12 protein-coding genes are annotated in these 15,855 nt (G+C 72.8%); 5 read left to right on the top strand and 7 right to left on the bottom strand.

Annotation, left to right across the window (positions count from 1 at the left end; all coding sequences use genetic code 11):
- Positions 1–25: 25 nt before the first annotated feature.
- Positions 26–1,300 carry a GNAT family N-acetyltransferase gene (locus HDA32_RS07070; protein ID WP_179642438.1) on the top strand — a complete coding sequence of 425 codons (1,275 nt, stop codon included), beginning with the start codon at positions 26–28 and terminating at the stop codon, positions 1,298–1,300.
- A 443-nt stretch (positions 1,301–1,743) separates the two neighbouring features.
- Here the strand turns inward: HDA32_RS07070 and HDA32_RS07065 are convergent, their stop codons facing one another.
- From HDA32_RS07065 to HDA32_RS07045, 5 genes are all read right to left on the bottom strand, one after another.
- A complete protein-coding gene (locus HDA32_RS07065; RefSeq protein ID WP_179642437.1) occupies positions 1,744–2,211 on the bottom strand; it encodes a ribose-5-phosphate isomerase in 468 nt (155 codons plus the stop codon).
- Between the two features lie 108 nt (positions 2,212–2,319).
- Complete coding sequence (locus tag HDA32_RS07060) at positions 2,320–2,460, bottom strand: hypothetical protein (protein ID WP_179641193.1); 141 nt, start codon at positions 2,458–2,460, stop codon at positions 2,320–2,322.
- A 213-nt stretch (positions 2,461–2,673) separates the two neighbouring features.
- Positions 2,674–4,098: an aldehyde dehydrogenase family protein gene (locus tag HDA32_RS07055; protein ID WP_179642436.1), complete on the bottom strand. Its 1,425-nt coding sequence runs from the start codon at positions 4,096–4,098 to the stop codon at positions 2,674–2,676.
- A gap of 536 nt (positions 4,099–4,634) precedes the next feature.
- Positions 4,635–4,799, bottom strand: a complete 165-nt coding sequence (locus HDA32_RS07050) for a hypothetical protein (RefSeq protein ID WP_179642435.1) — start codon at positions 4,797–4,799, stop codon at positions 4,635–4,637.
- A gap of 56 nt (positions 4,800–4,855) precedes the next feature.
- Positions 4,856–5,467 (bottom strand): mycothiol-dependent nitroreductase Rv2466c family protein, encoded by a 612-nt coding sequence (locus tag HDA32_RS07045; protein WP_179642434.1) that lies wholly within the window; start codon positions 5,465–5,467, stop codon positions 4,856–4,858.
- Between the two features lie 251 nt (positions 5,468–5,718).
- Here HDA32_RS07045 and pepN point away from each other — a divergent pair, with 251 nt between their 5' ends.
- From pepN to HDA32_RS07030, 3 genes are all read left to right on the top strand, one after another.
- Complete coding sequence (pepN, locus tag HDA32_RS07040) at positions 5,719–8,268, top strand: aminopeptidase N (protein WP_179642433.1); 2,550 nt, start codon at positions 5,719–5,721, stop codon at positions 8,266–8,268.
- 162 nt (positions 8,269–8,430) lie between these two features.
- Entirely contained in the window at positions 8,431–9,174 is a 744-nt protein-coding gene (locus tag HDA32_RS07035) for an IclR family transcriptional regulator (RefSeq protein WP_179642432.1), read from the top strand.
- Between the two features lie 115 nt (positions 9,175–9,289).
- Entirely contained in the window at positions 9,290–10,579 is a 1,290-nt protein-coding gene (locus HDA32_RS07030) for an SLC13 family permease (protein ID WP_179642431.1), read from the top strand.
- 51 nt (positions 10,580–10,630) lie between these two features.
- On the opposite strand, the gene malQ is transcribed toward HDA32_RS07030, so the two are convergent.
- Positions 10,631–12,685, bottom strand: a complete 2,055-nt coding sequence (gene malQ, locus HDA32_RS07025; protein ID WP_179642430.1) for a 4-alpha-glucanotransferase — start codon at positions 12,683–12,685, stop codon at positions 10,631–10,633.
- Positions 12,686–12,831: 146 nt separating this feature from the next.
- Between malQ and HDA32_RS07020 the strand changes: the two genes are divergently transcribed.
- Positions 12,832–14,040, top strand: coding sequence for an MFS transporter (locus HDA32_RS07020; RefSeq protein WP_246334258.1), 1,209 nt, complete (start codon positions 12,832–12,834; stop codon positions 14,038–14,040).
- A gap of 64 nt (positions 14,041–14,104) precedes the next feature.
- Here the strand turns inward: HDA32_RS07020 and HDA32_RS07015 are convergent, their stop codons facing one another.
- Complete coding sequence (locus HDA32_RS07015) at positions 14,105–15,535, bottom strand: amidase (protein WP_179642429.1); 1,431 nt, start codon at positions 15,533–15,535, stop codon at positions 14,105–14,107.
- Between the last annotated feature and the right edge of the window lie 320 nt (positions 15,536–15,855).

Genomic DNA, 15,855 nt, shown 5'->3' with positions numbered 1-15,855 from the left:
AGCTCCGGCTGATAGGGAGATGAGCATGTCCTTCTCGCACGACACGGCCGCCTCCGGCGGTGCCCTGCCATGGCGGATCCGCCCCATCGAGGAGCCGGAGTTCCCGACGTTCGTCGCCGTGTTCGAGGAGGCGTTCGCCTCCGCGGGTGATCCGTCCCGGCACGCCGAACGAGCCCGCCCGATCGCCGAGTTCGACCGCACGCTGGCCGCCTTCGACGGCGACCGCGTCGTCGGCACCACCGGCATCCGCTCCTTCACCATGACGCTGCCCGGAGGGCAGCGCCCCGTCGCCGGGGTCACGGCCGTCTCCGTGCTGCCCACGCACCGGCGGCGCGGCATCCTCAGCGCGCTGATGCGCCGCCAGCTCTCCGACATCCGCGAGCGCGGCCGCGAGGCGGTGGCGGCGCTGTTCGCCTCGGAGGCGCCCATCTACGGCCGCTACGGCTACGGCCCGGCGGCCAGGTCGGTGGACCTGACGCTGCGCCGGGGCGAGGGCGCGCTGCGCGCCGACGCCCCGCGCGACCCCGCGCTGCGCGTGCGGCTGGCCGCGCCGAAGGAGGTCCGCAAGGAGCTCGCCCTGGTGCACCAGGGCTCGGCGGCGCAGCGGGTGGGCGAGTTCGTCCGCGACGACAACTGGTGGAAGGTGCTGCTGGAGGACCCGGAGGACGAGCGCGGCGGGTTCAGCGAGGCCAAGTGTGCGCTGGTCGAGGACGACGCCGGCCCGCTCGGCTACGCGCTCTACCGCATCCGCCCGGCCTGGGACGCGCACGGCCTGGCCGACAGCGCGCTGCACGTCGGCCAGCTCCACGCCACGGCGCCGGCGGCCTACGCCCTGCTGTGGGAGCACCTGCTCAGCCGCGACCTCGTCACCACCGTCACGGCGGGCAACCGGCCGGTGGACGACCCGCTGCTGCACCTGCTGACCGAGCGCGACCGGGCGCGGTCGATCCTGACCGACAACCTCTGGGTCCGGCTGGTGGACCTGCCCCGGGCGCTGGAGCAGCGGGCCTACTCCGCGCCGGTGGACCTCGTCATCGAGGTGACCGACCGGGTCTGCCCGTGGAACGCCGGGCGCTGGCAGCTCTCGGCCGACACCCGCAACGCCCGCTGCGAGCCGGCCGAGCGCGAACCGGACGTGCGCCTGGACGTCGCCACCCTGGGTGCGGCCTACCTCGGCGGCACCCGGCTCGGCTCCTACGCCGCGGCCGGCCTGGTGACCGAGGAGCGCGAGGGAGCGGTGGCCGAGCTGGACACGGCGCTGAGCCACCCCACCCAGCCGCACTGCGGGGTCATCTTCTGACCGCTCCCGGACCCCGCGGACGATTTCGCCGACCGGCAGGGCTTTTCAGCGGCCCGCAGCCGTATTACCGTCGCAGCAGAGCGTGACCGGGCGAGCGAGCGGAAAGGCGGGCGGATCGGACGTGCCACGCACTCACATCAGCCTGTCCGCGGCGATGCGGGCGCGCGACGTCTCACGTCCGCATGCGGACATCGTCCCCTTCTCCGCGGGCGACGGCCCCGGGCACGCCGGGCCCGGCCCGGTCACGGGTGAGGAAGGAGGATCCGCGCCGGTGGAACGGCAGCGCAGCGGATCGGACTCCTCCGCGGACGCCCGGAAGGCAGTGACCGGGCCGGACGCCCTCGTGGTGCCGCCCGCGCCGCGGCCGAAGAAGCGGAACAGGCGCCGCCGGCGGCGGTGACCGCGGGCACGTCCCCAGGCTCCGGTGAGACCTCCGGCGGGCGTCAAGGCAGCGGCGGGAGTTCCCCGGTCCGCTCGTAGCGGCTCAGCATGTCGATCCGGCGGGTGTGGCGCTCCTCACCGCTGTAGGCGGTGGCCAGGAAGGCCTCGGTGAACCGCGTGGCCTCCTGCGCGGAGTGCATCCGGGCGCCGATGCTGACGACGTTGGCGTTGTTGTGCTCGCGGGCGAGCTCCGCGGTCTCGGTGCTCCACACCAGGGCGGCGCGGACCCCCTTGACCTTGTTGGCGGCCATCTGCTCGCCGTTGCCGGAGCCGCCGATCACCACGCCCAGGGCGCCCTCGTCTCCCGCGACGCCCTCGGCGGCGCGCAGCACGAACGGCGGGTAGTCGTCGGCCGCGTCGTAGCCGGCCGGGCCGGCGTCGACGACCTCGTGCCCCTGCTCCTTGAGCCAGGAGACGAGGTGCTCCTTCAGTTCGAAACCTGCATGGTCGGATCCAAGATAAACACGCACGAACCCCAGTGTCGCAGGTCATGGAAGCGGGCGGCGACCGGGGAGGCGCCGGGGAGACACGATCGCCCGGTGCCCTCGGGGGGCACCGGGCGATCGGGAGCGCCGCGGCTAGGCCGTCGCGACGTGGAAGATGGCGAGGCCCATCGCGCCGAACAGCACCAGCGAGGCCAGCGCCACCAGATTGCTCACGACCATGGCCATGACGTCCTTGCGCAGCGGACCGGCCTTGGACGGGGATGACTGGCTCAACTTCGACCACCTTGAAACGGATCGGGAAACGTCTGCACCGGATTCAACAAGAATTCTGGCACACCCCATCGCGGTCCCCGACGTGGTGTCGGTTACCTCGGCCCGGCCGGCACGGACAGACGAATCTCCAGGTCGTCGAGGAGCGGATCGGGCTCGGCGGAGCGCCGGCGCCCCACCGGAGGGGCGGGCGCGGTACGCCCGCCCGCACGGCCCCTACAGCTGGACGGCCTTCGTCTCGCAGAACTCCTCGAGTCCGAAGACGCCCCACTCCCTGCCGACACCCGACTGCTTGTACCCGCCGAACGGGGCGAGCGGGTTGAAGGCGCCGCCGTTGACCTCGATCTGGCCGGCGCGCAGCCGACGGGCGACGGCCAGCGCGTGCTCCTTGTCTCCGGCCCACACCCCGGCGGCGAGCCCGTAGGGGGTGTCGTTGGCGATCTCCACGGCCTCCTCCTCGGAGCCGTAGGGGATCAGCACCAGGACCGGGCCGAAGATCTCCTCCTGGGCGATGCGCATGTCGTTGCGCACGTCGGCGAAGACCGTGGGCCGCACGAAGAAGCCGCGCTCCAGGCCCTCGGGCGCCTCGGCGCCGCCGGTGGCCAGCCGCGCGCCCTCGGCCACGCCCTGCTCGATGTAGCCGCGCACCCGGTCGCGCTGCGCGGCGGAGACGAGCGGGCCCATCCGCACCCCCTCCTCGAAGGGGTCGCCGACCGTGAACTTGGCCGCGTAGCCGGCCGCGAGCTCGACCGCGGCGTCGTAGGAGTCGCGGTGCACCAGCATCCGGGTGAGCGCGTTGCAGCTCTGGCCGCTGTTGCGCATCACGTCGGCGACGCCCCGCTTGACCGCGTGGTTGAGGTCGGCCCCGGGCAGGATGACGTTGGGCGACTTGCCGCCGAGCTCCAGCGCGACCTTCTTCACCGTGGCGGCGGCCACCTCGGCCACGCGCTTGCCCGCGCGGCCGGAACCGGTGAAGGACACCATGTCGACGTCGGGGTGGGCGGCGATCGCCTCCCCGACGACGGGACCGGTGCCCGAGACGAGGTTGAACACCCCGGCCGGCAGGCCGGCGTCGTGGAAGAGCTCGGCCAGCGCGTAGGCGCCGAGCGGCGCGACCTCGGTGGGCTTGAGCACCACGGTGTTGCCGGCGGCGAGCGCGGGGACCACCTTCAGCACGATCTGGTGCAGCGGGTAGTTCCACGGGGTGATCGCGCCGACGACGCCGAACGGCTCGCGCACGACGAGGGAGGTGCCGACCTCCTCCCCCGAGAAGAACCGCTCGCCGACCTCGCCGCCGAGCATGTCCAGGTAGGTCTGGAACATGGTGAGGGGCAGGCCGGTCTGGATCTGGGAGGCGAACTTCAGCGGCGCGCCCATGTCGGTGGCCATGGCCCGGGCGATGTCCCCGGCCCGCTGGGTGAACAGCTCGTGGGCGCGGGCGAGGTGGGCGCGGCGTTCGGCGACCGGGAGCGCCGACCACGCGGGGAAGGCCGCCCTGGCCGCCGCGACGGCGCGGTCGACGTCCTTGGGGTCGCCGGCCGGGACCTGGTCGATGACCTCCTCGGTGGTGGGGTTGACCACGTCGATGGCCTGGGCCGAGGCGGAGTCGGCCCAGGCGCCGTTGAGGTAGAGGGATCGCATACGGGCTGCCTTTCCCAGAATCAGATTCCATTATTCGCCGGGAGACCGAGCGTAGCCCGCGCGGTCTTGAGCGCCGCCACCCGCCCTGGCTCCGATCCCCACCGAGGCTCGCATCAGTTGGGCGGTGCACCCGACGGGGACCGACCGCGGCTCGGTGACCGGGGGCCCGCCGTGCGGCCTCCATCGCCGACGCTTCTATGTCGAGTGAGGCGGCTACAGGGGGTGGGCTGCCGCGGTCGCGTAGTGATGGCGGCACGAGCGAATCCGCTACCCGCCCTTTCCGGTCCCGGCCGTCTCCGCCGGGGTGCGGGAGAGCCTGGAAGGGGAGGCCTGTGCGCGCCGCCGGCGCTACGCGCACCGCGACAGCCCCCCGGACGAATCCGCCTCCTCGTCACCGGCAGGCCGGCGCGACCAGGGAGTGTTTGACGAAGGCTTTCGGCTGCCCCTACTGTGCGCTGCTCCGCAAGCTCCGCGGCCTCGCACAGCGGGGGCCCTGCCTGGTGGCCGCGAGCCCGAAATGATTCGGAAAACACGACCTAACCCCAGTGCGGAGGACGCTCCTCCAGCAGCCGTGCGGTGTCGTCGGAGTCGAAGGCCGACTCCCCCCAGCCCGTCCCGCGCTCGTCACCGGTGATGTCGGGCAGGATCTCCAGGTCGTCGTCGAACGGCTCGACCCGGCGCTCGTCGTCCGGTGCGCTCATCACTCACGTCCTCCACTGCTGCGCCGCGGCTCGCCGCCGACGGCTCGTCGGTCGGATCAGTCGAAGATCGGATCGCGGGTGCGGCTGCGCTTCAGCTCGAAGAATCCATCGGTGCCCGCGACCAGCAAAACGCCGTCCCACAGTCTGCCCGCGTCCTCGCCCTTGGGCGCCGGCGACACGACGGGACCGAAGAACGACACGCCGTCGACCGAGATCACCGGGGTGCCCACCTCGTAGCCGACCCGGTCCATGCCGTCGTGGTGGGACTTGCGCAGGGCCTCATCGTAGTCAGCGGAGTCGGCGGCCTCGGCCAGGTCCCGCGGCAGGCCGACATCGGCCAGCGCGGCGGCGACCGTCTCGATGCCGCGGGGTTCCCTGCGGTTGTGGAACCGGGTGCCCAGCGCGGTGTAGAGCGGGCCGAGCACCTCGTTGCCCAGGCGCTCCTCTGCGGCGATGGCCACCCGCACCGGCCCCCAGGCGTCTTCGAGCATTCTCCGGTAGTCCTCGGGGACGTCCTTGTCCTCGTTGAGCACCGCCAGGCTCATCACGTGCCAGCGGGCCTCGATCGGGCGCACCTTCTCGACCTCCAGCAACCAGCGGGAGGTCATCCACGCCCACGGGCACAGAGGGTCGAACCACAGGTCGACCGGGGTGCGTTGCTCGGTCACGCTCGTCTCCTCAAGCTGTTCGGTGAAGCATCGGTGGAAGCGGGGCGGCGAAGGGCCGACGGCGGGGGTGCCGCCGCACCGGTTCGCCTCACCATGGCCAACCCCCGTAATCGGTTCCGCATTCCGCGCCGATGCGTGGCAGGATCGGACGGAGAATCTTCCGAGGTCGCCACGTGCCGCGCTGACCCGCGGGCTGGCGAGGAGTCATCGAAGACGGCCGGCGAGGACGGCGGCCGTGAAGGGAGCGGGCCGTGGCGGGCAACCTGACGCGCGAGGAAGCGAGGGAACGGGCTCGAATCCTCGACGTCACCTCCTATGACGTGGAGCTCGACCTCACCTCCGGCGATCAGACCTTCGATTCCACCACCGTGGTCAGGTTCGACTGCTCCGAGCCGGGCGCCGGTACCTTCGTGGACCTGGTCGCCGCCGGGGTGCGCAGCGTCGAGCTGAACGGGCGCGGGCTCGACCCGGCCGAGGTGTTCGACGGCGAGCGGATCGCGCTGCCGGAGCTGGCGGCGAGCAACGAGCTGCGCGTCGTCGCCGACGCCTCCTACATGCGCACCGGTGAGGGCCTGCACCGCTTCGTCGACCCGGTCGACGGCAAGACCTACCTGTACTCGCAGTTCGAGACGTCCGACGCGCACCGGATGTACGCCTGCTTCGACCAGCCCGACCTGAAGGCCACCTTCGAGCTGACCGTGCTGGCGCCGGCCGACTACGAGATCGTCTCCAACAGCGCGCCCGACGCCGAGCGCGAGCCGGCCGAGGACGCCGAGGACTCCAGGGTCCGCTGGCACTTCCCCGCCACCAAGCCCGTGTCGACCTACATCACCGCGCTGATCGCCGGCCCCTACCACGTGGTGCGCGACGAGCACGACGGCATCCCGCTGGGCGTCTACTGCCGGGCCTCGCTGGCCGAGCACCTCGACGCCGACGCGATCATCGAGGTCACCCGGCAGGGCTTCGACTTCTACCACGGCCTCTTCGGCCTGCGGTACCCGTTCGGCAAGTACGACCAGCTCTTCGTGCCGGAGTTCAACGCCGGGGCCATGGAGAACGCCGGCGCCGTGACGTTCCTGGAGGACTACGTCTTCCGTTCCCGCGTCACCGACGCCAGCTACGAGCGCCGCGCCGAGACGATCCTGCACGAGATGGCGCACATGTGGTTCGGCGACCTGGTCACCATGCGCTGGTGGGACGACCTGTGGCTGAACGAGTCGTTCGCGACGTTCGCCAGCGTCCACTGCCAGGCCGAGGCCACGAAGTGGAAGGACGCCTGGACGACCTTCGCCAACGTCGAGAAGGCGTGGGCGCTGCGTCAGGACCAGCTTCCCTCGACCCACCCGATCGCCGCCGACATCCCCGACATGCAGGCGGTCGAGGTCAACTTCGACGGCATCACCTACGCCAAGGGCGCCTCGGTCCTCAAGCAGCTCGTCGCCTACGTGGGCGTGGACGCGTTCTTCGCCGGCGTGCGCGAGTACTTCAAGGAGCACGCCTGGGGCAACACCGAGCTGGGCGACCTGCTGCGCCAACTGGAGCGCGCCTCCGGCCGCGACCTGTCGACCTGGTCGCGCGAGTGGCTGGAGACCGCGGGCGTCAACACGATGCGCCCGGAGTTCGAGGTGGACGCCGACGGCGCCTTCACCTCGTTCGCGGTGCTGCAGGAGGCCGCCCCCGACCACCCGACGCTGCGCTCGCACCGCCTGGCGATCGGCCTGTACGACCGCACCGAGGACGGGATCGTGCGCCGCGAGCGGGTGGAGCTCGACGTGTCCGGCGAGCGGACCGAGGTGCCGCAGCTGGTCGGCATGGCCCGGCCCGACCTCGTCCTGGTCAACGACGACGACCTCACCTTCACCAAGATCCGGCTGGACGAGCACTCGCTGGCCACCGTGGTCGACGGCGTGGGCGAGATCCGGGCGTCGCTGCCGCGGACCCTGGCCTTCTCCGCGGCGTGGGACATGACCCGCGACGCCGAGATGGCCGCCCGCGACTACGTCAGCCTGGTCCTCTCCGGCCTCAGCGGGGTCGGCGACGTCTCGGTCGCGCAGACGCTGCTGCGCCAGGCGGTCTCGGCGCTGTACAACTACGCCGATCCGGACTGGCGCGACACCGGCCTGACCCTGCTGGCCGGACGGCTGCAGGACCTGCTCACCGCGGCCGAGCCGGGCAGCGACCTGCAACTGGCCTACGCGCACGGCTTCGCCAACGCCGCGGTCTCCGGCGAGCACCTGTCGCTGCTGCAGGGCCTGCTCGACGGCGCGATCACCGTCGAGGGCCTGGAGATCGACACCGACCTGCGCTGGACCCTGCTGCGCAGCCTCGTGGTCAGCGGCACCGCCGGCGAGGAGGAGATCGCCGCGGAGCTGGACGCCGACCCGACCGCGACCGGCGAGCGCTCGGCCGCCGGCTGCCGGGCCGCGATCCCGACGGCCGAGGCCAAGGCCCTGGCCTGGGACCGCATCGCCGCCGGCGAGATGGCCAACGCCGAGTTCCGCGCGACCCTGCTCGGCTTCACCGAGCCGGCCCACCACGAGCTGCTGCGCCCCTACGTCGACCCGTACTACGCGCTGCTGGGCGAGGTGTGGAACAAGTGGACCGGTGAGTTCGCGCAGACGTTCGCCGAGATCGCCTACCCGCGCCACCTGATCGAGGAGGAGACGCTGCGCCGCACCGACGCCTACATCGAGGCGGAGAAGCCGGCTCCGGCGCTGCGCCGCCTGCTGGTCGAGGGCCGTGCCGGCGTGCAGCGCGCGCTGAGCGCCCGGACCAGGGACGCCGAGGCCGCGAAGCGGTAGCGGCCGCCCTGCGGCGACGGCGGAGGCCGCCGCGATCTTAAGGGATCGCGGCGGCCTCCGCTTTTTCAGCTCTTTTTCGTGCCGCTATTTGGCACACTTGTGACTCTTGTCTCGTGACGTAGCACACGGCTAAGGTACAACCCGGACATAAGGAGAACATTCGTGCGATCGGTCATCACCGCGCTGCACGTCCTCGACGCAGTGGCGGAGCGGCAGCCCATCGGGGTCAGCGACCTGGCCCGGGCGATGGACATCCCCAAGAGCTCGGTGCAGCGGGCGCTGCGCGCGCTGGAGTCGGCCGGATGGATCCGCTCCGTCGCGCCGGAGCAGGGCAGCGGCTGGGTCCTCACCACCAAGGCCGGAGACCTCGCCCAGCACATCGCCGGCGATCTGGGCGTCCGCGAGGCGGCGCTGCCGGTCATGGCCGAGCTGCGCGACCGCACCGGCGAGGAGGTCCACCTGACGATCCGTGAGGACCAGGAGGTCGTGGTGATCGAAAGGGTGGAGTCCACCCATCCGGTCCGCATCCACTGGCCCGCAGGGACCCGCTCGCCGTGCCACGCCAGCGCCAACGGCAAGGCGATCCTGGCCCATCTGCGCCCCGCGGACCTCGCCGTCGCCCTGCCCGGCCCCCTGCCCGGGTTCACCGAGTCGACCATCACCGCCCCCGAGAAGCTGCGCGCCGAACTGGCCGCCGTGCGCGCCCGGGGCTACGCGGTCGCGCGCAGCGAACTGCGCGCCGACATCGCATCGGTCGCCGCGCCCATCCTCTCCCCATCGGGGACCCCGATCGCGGCGCTGAGCGTGTTCCTGCCCATGCACCGCCTGGACGACGACACCGCCCCGCTCGGCGAGCTCGTGCGCGCGAACGCGCAGCGCATCGCCGCCGCCGTCGCGACCCGCTGACTCCTCGCCCCTCCCGTTCCGCCGCCCGGACGGCTCACGCCCGAAGGCGGCGGACGACAGGGTTCGTCCGGCCCTGTTCCCCGTCCCCGTCCCCGTCCCTTCTGAAAGAAACCCCATGTCACTACAGCTTCTGTCCGCCCTGGGCCTGGTACTGGTGTTCGCTGTCGCCATGGCCAGGCCGGTGAGCATCGGCGTGATCGCCCTCATCGCGGCATTCGTCGTCGGCACCGTGTTCGCCGGCGAGACCGCGGACGAGATCGCCACGGGCTTTCCCGGCGGCCTGTTCGTAACCCTGGTCGGCGTCACCTACCTGTTCGCCATCGCCAAGGCCAACGGCTGCGTCGACTGGATGGTCCAGAGCGCGGTGCGGGTGGTCCGCGGGCGTCCGGCCGCCATCCCCTGGGCGTTCTTCGCGCTGGCCGCGATCCTGACCTCCATCGGTGCGGTCAGCCCTGCGACCGTGGCCGTCCTGTTCCCCATCGCCATGAGCCTGGCCGCCGTCTACGGCATACGCCCGCTGCTGATGGGCCTGCTCACCAATCTGGGCGCCACCGCGGGGAGCTTCTCGCCGCTCGGCATCTTCGGCATCATCGTCAACGGCGTGATGGACGGCAACGACATGGGCTCCAACCCCGCGTTGCTGTACGCCACCACGTTCGTCGGCAGCCTGGTGGCCGCGGTGGTCACCTTTTTCCTCTACGGAGGGCGCGGGCTGCTGCGCCGCGGCTCCCCCGAGCAGGACGGCGGGTCCCCGGCCGAGGGCACCGGCGGCGGCACCGCCACGGTCACCGCGCTGGATCCGGTCACCCTCAACGCCGAGCGCATCACCACCCTGATCGGCTTCGTCGTCCTGGTCATCGGCGCGCTCCTCTTCGGAGTGGACATCGGCTTCCTCGCCGTGGCGGTCGCCGGCGCCGTCGCGGTCCTCTTCCCCGCCCACGCCAAGGGCGCGATCGAGCACGTCAGCTGGGGCGTGGTCCTGCTCGTCGGCGGCCTGGTGACCTACGTGGAGCTGCTGGAGCGGATCGGGACGATCGACTGGCTGGGCAGCGGCGTCGCCAACGTGGGCTCCCCGCTCATCGCCGCACTGCTGATCTGCCTGATCGGCGCAGTCGTCTCCGCCTTCGCCTCCACGACCGGCATGCTCAGCGCACTGATCCCGCTGGCGGTCCCGCTCATCGCCACCGGCCACATCGAGGCGCTCGGCCTGATGATCGCCCTGTCGCTGTCCTCCTCCCTGGTGGACGTGTCCCCGTTCTCCACCAACGGCGCGCTGGCCCTCGCCAACGCCCCGGAGAAGGAACGCGACCGCGTCTACCGCGGACTGCTCACCTTCGGCCTGGCGATGATCGTCATCGCACCGCTGGTGTCCTGGCTGGCGTTCGTCGTCCCCGGCTGGGTCTGACCGGTCCCGCCCGCTCCGCCCGTTCCGGCCGGAACGGGCGGGGCCGCTGTCTCACGTCCTCGGGTGGAAGTCCCCGGTGATCGGGTGCAGCACCCGGCGGGCCGACTCGACGAGCCGCGGATCGGCCATCAGCTCGTCGAGCAGGATCGGCTCGCCCTCGGCGTTGGTCAGCGGGATGCGCCAGTTCGGGTACTCGTCGCTGGTTCCGGGCTGGTTCTGCATGCGGCGCTCGCCCACCACGTCGGTCAGCGCGACGCCGATCATCCGGGCGGGGGTACGGGCCAGGTAGGCGTGCAGCGCCGCCACCACGGCACCGGGGTCGGAGACCGGATCGACGGAGGCGTCCAGGAGGCCGAGCTCCACCAGCAGGGCGCGCCAGGAGGCCACCTGGCGCTCGGCCTCGGCGCGCTCCTCCTCCGCCGGGCGGGTCAGCAGCCCCAGCCGGTCGCGCAGCTCGACGTGCTCGGCCGACAGGTAGGACGCCACGGGCGGCAGGTCGTGGGTGGCGACGGTGGCCAGGCAGTCCCGGCGCCACCGCTCGGGGCGGCGCGGTCCGTCGGCGTCGCGCTCGAACCACAGCACCGACGTGCCGAGGATGCCCCGGTCGGCGAGGTGGCCGCGCACCCACGGCTCCACCGTTCCGAGGTCCTCCCCCACCACGAGCGCGCCGCACTCGTGCGCGGCCAGGGCCAGCGCCCCGACCATGCCCTCGTGGTCGTAGCGGACGTAGGTGCCCTCGGCGGGCGAGGCCCCTTCGGGCACCCACCACAGCCGGAACAGCCCCATCACGTGGTCCACCCGGATCCCGCCGGCGTGCCGCATCGCCTGGCGCATCTGCTGGGAGAACGGCAGGTAGCCCTGCTCGGCCAGCCGGACGGGGTGCCAGGGCGGCTGCGCCCAGTCCTGGCCCTGCTGATTGAACTCGTCGGGCGGCGCGCCCACGCTGACGCCTGAGGCGAGGGCGTCGCGGTACATCCAGGCGTCGGCGCCGCCGGCCTGAACGCCCACGGCGAGGTCGTGCACGATGCCCACCGCCATCCCGGCGGTCCGCGCGCTGGCCTGCGCCGCGGCGAGCTGGTCGTCCAGGATCCACTGCACCCAGCGGTGGAAGTCGACCGTGGGCCAGCGCCGCAGCGCCTCGGCGCCCACGGCGTGCGCGCCCACGTCGCGCAGCGGCCGGGGCCAGCGCCGGTAGTCGAAGCCGTGCTCCTCGGCCAGCGCGCACCAGGTGGCGTACTCCACCAGCGGCGCGCCCTCGCGTTCGAGGTAGGCCTGGAGGGCCGCCTCCCGTGCGGGACTGCGCCGCACCTGATAGAGCATCTCCAGGGCCGCCCGCTTGGCAGACCAGACGGCGTCGCGGTCGAGCAGGTCGGCGGTGCGGCCCTGCTCGCGCAGCGGCCGGGCCAGGCGCTGGATCGCCTCCCGGTGCACCGGCTCCAGGTTGATGTACTCCGGGACGTCCTCGATGCGGATGTAGAGCGGGCTGGCGTAGCGGCGGCTGACCGGCAGATAGGGCGAGGGCTCGATGGGCGGGACGGGTTCGGTGGCGTGGATCGGATTGACCAGGGTGAAGGAGGCGCCGAGGTCACGGGCGCTCCAGTCGGACAGCTCGGCGAGATCGCGCAGGTCCCCCAGCCCCCAGGAGGCCCGGGAGCGCACCGAGTACAGCTGGGCCATGAGCCCCCACGTCCGGCGGTCGGGCACGGCCGGGGGCCCGGCGAGCCGGCCGGGCGCCACGAGCAGCGGGGCGCGGCTGCGGACGTCGCCGTGCTCGACGTGCAGCAGGTGCGTGCCGAGCGGCAGGTCGGGCCCGAGTTCGGCCCAGGAGCCGCTGTTCAGCTCCACCCAGGCCCGGGCCCCGTCGGGCAGCGACAGGCCGGGGGTGCGCCCGGATCGGGTGACGACCGCCGGCGGGAGCATGCGGCCGGCCTGGCGCTCCCAGTGCGCCTCCAGCGCCGCGCGGGGATCGGCGACGTCCAGCCCCAGGGCCGTCAGGACGTGGCGCAGGGTGTCGGCCGGCACGGTCACCCGGGCGCCGCGCCAGTCGACGTAGGTCGTCGCGACACCGTGTTCCTCCGCCAGCCGGGTCAGCTCAGCATCACTCACAGAAACCGATGATGCCCTATGCGTGGGGCCCTCGCCCGTCCACCATGCGAATGCCCCGGATCCCCGACGCATCGGGGGACCCGAGCCGGAGCGAAAAGCGACAGAGCACCCCATTCGCCACAGACCGGCACCGATCGACCGGCATAATGAACCGAGTGCTGACGTCCTACCGCCGGCTGCTCGGCGTCCCCCGTCTCCCCTCACTGCTCTTCTGGTCGCTGCTGGCCCGCCTGCACATCGCCGGGCTGCCCATCGCGGTGACGTTCCTGGTCGCCGGGTGGACGGACTCCTACGCGCTGGCCGGGCTCGTCTCCGGCGCGCTCACGGTGGGCACCGCGCTGGCCGGGCCGGTCCGGGGACGCATGGCGGACCGGGGCTCCACCGACCGGCTGATGGCCGGCTCCGGCCTCGGCTACGCCGCCGGCCTGGCCGCCCTGGCGCTGCTGCCCGCCGCGCTGTGGTGGGCCGCCATTCCCCTCGCCCTGGTCACCGGCCTCTTGCTGCCGCCGGCCGGCCAGATCGGCCGGGCGCTGTGGCCGCGCATCACCACCGGACCGGCGCGGCAGGCCGTGTACGCCTCCGAGGCCACCCTGCAGGAGCTGCTGTTCGTGGTGGGCCCGCTGCTGGCCGCGGGCGCGGTCGGTGTCATCGGAGGCCGGGGCGCCGTCGTCCTGCTGGCCGCGGTCTCCCTGACCGGCGCGCTCGGCTTCGCCGTCGCGCTGCGCCGGGCCGGTCTGACGGGGGTCGCGGGGATCGGCGGCGCGCAGGGAGGACCGCGGCGCTCCCTGCTCGGCCACCCGCCGCTGGCGCTGGTGATCGGGCTGTGCCTGCTGCTGGTCGGCGGCCTGGGCGCCGTCGACCTGGTGATCGTGGCCTGGGCGCGGGAGCTCGGCGCTCCGGGCTACGCCGGCGGACTGGCCGCGATCTGGGCGCTCGGTTCGCTGGTCGGCGGCCTGGTCGCCGGCGGCCTGCCCGGCGCGCCGCACATCCCGCGGCGGGCGTTCGGCGCGGCGGCGGGCACCGCCCTGCTCGTCCCGCTGCTGCCGCCGGTCCTGCACCTGCCCTCGCCGTGGCTGATCTCGCCGGTGCTGTTCGCCTCGGGTCTGGCGATCGCGCCGACCCTGGCCGCGGTGATGGACCGGCTCGGCGAGCTCGCGCCGGAGCACCGCCGCGCCGAGGCGTTCGGCTGGCTGTCCACCGCGACCACCACCGGGATCTCGTTCGCCGCCCCACTGACCGGTTGGCTGATCGACCTCGGCGGCGTCGCCGCCGGTGTGGCGGGGGCCGCCCTGCTCGCCCTGGGAGCCGCGCTCCTCAGCCTGTTCGTCCGGCCGGGCCCGAGCGCAGGGCGCTGACCGCAGGAGCCGCGGGACGGCCCCGCCGGGCAGGGGCCCGGCGGGGCCCGGCCGCCGCCTGCGGCTACTCCGTCCAGATCGGCGGTTTGCGGCCGATCCACGGCCGGGCGGCCTCCAACTGGGCCGACAGCGAGATCAGCGTCGCCTCCCCGCCCATACGCCCGGCGAGCATGACGCCGATCGGCAGCCCGTCCCCGTTCCAGTGCAGCGGGACGTTCACGGCCGGCTGGCCGGAGACGTTGTACACCGTGGTGAACGGGGTGAACAGCGTCATCCGGCGGAACTCCTCCGCGGGGTCGGCCCCCGAGTCGAAGTGGCCGACCTCCACCGGGGGCGCGGCCAGCGTCGGGTTGAGCACGGCGTCGTAGCGTTCCAGGCGCGGCAGGGCGGCCCTGACCCCCTGTTGCAGACCGGTGGTGGCGTCGAGGTAGTCGGCGATCGAGCTCTGCCCGGCGCGCTCGCGCAGCCATCGGGTGAGCGGGCGGAGCCGGCCCTCCTCGTGCTCGGGCACGGGGTAGCGCGTGGCCATCGCCGCCCACACGACCTCGAACAGGCGCAGCAGCGACCCGTCGAAGGGGGCGGGGATCTCCTCCACCTCGTGGCCCAGGCCCACCAGCAGCCGCGTCGCGTCCTCGTAGGCATCGACGACGTCGGGGTGCGGCTCCACGCCCGGCACCGGCGGGGTGGCGAACCGGGCGATGCGCAGCCGCCCGGGGTCCCGATCGGCGTGGGAGAGGAACGTCTCGCCCTCGGGCAGGGGCTGCGCGGTGTGGTAGTCGCCGGGCCGGTTGACCGCGATGACGTCGAGCATCAGCGCGGCGTCGCGCACCGTGCGGCTGAGCGGGCCGGTGGCGGACAGGCCGATGAGGTCCGGCCGCACCGGCGCCTGGGTGACCCGGCCCCGGCTGGGCTTGATGCCGTAGAGTCCGCACGCGCTGGCCGGGATGCGGATCGAGCCGCCGCCGTCGCTGCCCTGCGCCATCGGCGCCAGGCCTGCGGCGACCGCCGCCGCGGCCCCTCCGCTGGAACCGCCGGCCGAACGCGACAGGTCCCACGGCGTGCGCGCGGGCGGTGCGATGTCGTTCTCGGTGTAGCAGGACATGCCGAATTCGGGCGTGTTGGTCTTGCCGGTGAACACCGCGCCCGCCCGGCGCAGCTCGGCGACGAAGTCCTCGTCGACCTGCGCCACCTGGTCGGCGTGGACCCGGGAGCCCCAGGTCCAGCGCACGCCGGCGAGCATGTCCAGGTCCTTGATCGGGACCGGCACGCCCAGGAGGGGTGGGAGCTCATCCGGCGTGTCGGAGAGGACTCGATTTTCCGCTTTTTCGGCCTGTTCTCTGGCCAGCTCCGGAGTGACCGTAATAAAGGCGCCGAGAAGGTCGTCGAACCGCTCGATCCGGGCCAGGTAGTGATCGGTGACCTCGACGGGGGACAGCTCGCGGCGGCGGATGCGCTCCGCCTGCTCCACTGCGCTCAGATCATGAATCTCGCTCACGCACCGAGAGTAGGGTGCCGGGGATCCCGGGGCGCAGCGGGGGCCGGAGGGCCTCTCTAGAGAGGTGGGAAGAACCATCATTCCCGGCCAAGACTCTCCGAACACGTGAGAAAGCCCCTTCACCAAGGAACAAAAGTGTGAGTTTTCCCGGACTAGGACTCGGATAAGGATCGAACTACTCTCAGCATCGTGGAATCGGCAACCAGCACCAAGAACGGCAACGCTCCGTCCTCCGAGGACGCCCGCCGGCAGGGATCGGGCTCCACCTCTCCCTTTGTCACGCGCGGCGCCGACCGCAGGGATTCCGACGACTCCAAGGG

This window comes from Spinactinospora alkalitolerans, from assembly GCF_013408795.1.
Taxonomy (GTDB): domain Bacteria; phylum Actinomycetota; class Actinomycetes; order Streptosporangiales; family Streptosporangiaceae; genus Spinactinospora; species Spinactinospora alkalitolerans.
Note: the sequence above shows the minus strand (reverse complement) of the source record. Positions and strands in the feature narration are given on the sequence as shown.

Excerpts from the sequence above, each read along its gene's own strand:
- HDA32_RS07070 (WP_179642438.1), top strand. The coding sequence starts at position 26 with ATGTCCTTCTCGCACGACACGGCCGCCTCCGGCGGTGCCCTGCCATGG.
- HDA32_RS07055 (WP_179642436.1), bottom strand. The coding sequence starts at position 4,098 with ATGCGATCCCTCTACCTCAACGGCGCCTGGGCCGACTCCGCCTCGGCC.
- HDA32_RS07050 (WP_179642435.1), bottom strand. The coding sequence starts at position 4,799 with ATGAGCGCACCGGACGACGAGCGCCGGGTCGAGCCGTTCGACGACGAC.
- HDA32_RS07030 (WP_179642431.1), top strand. The coding sequence starts at position 9,290 with ATGTCACTACAGCTTCTGTCCGCCCTGGGCCTGGTACTGGTGTTCGCT.
- HDA32_RS07020 (WP_246334258.1), top strand. The coding sequence starts at position 12,832 with ATGAACCGAGTGCTGACGTCCTACCGCCGGCTGCTCGGCGTCCCCCGT.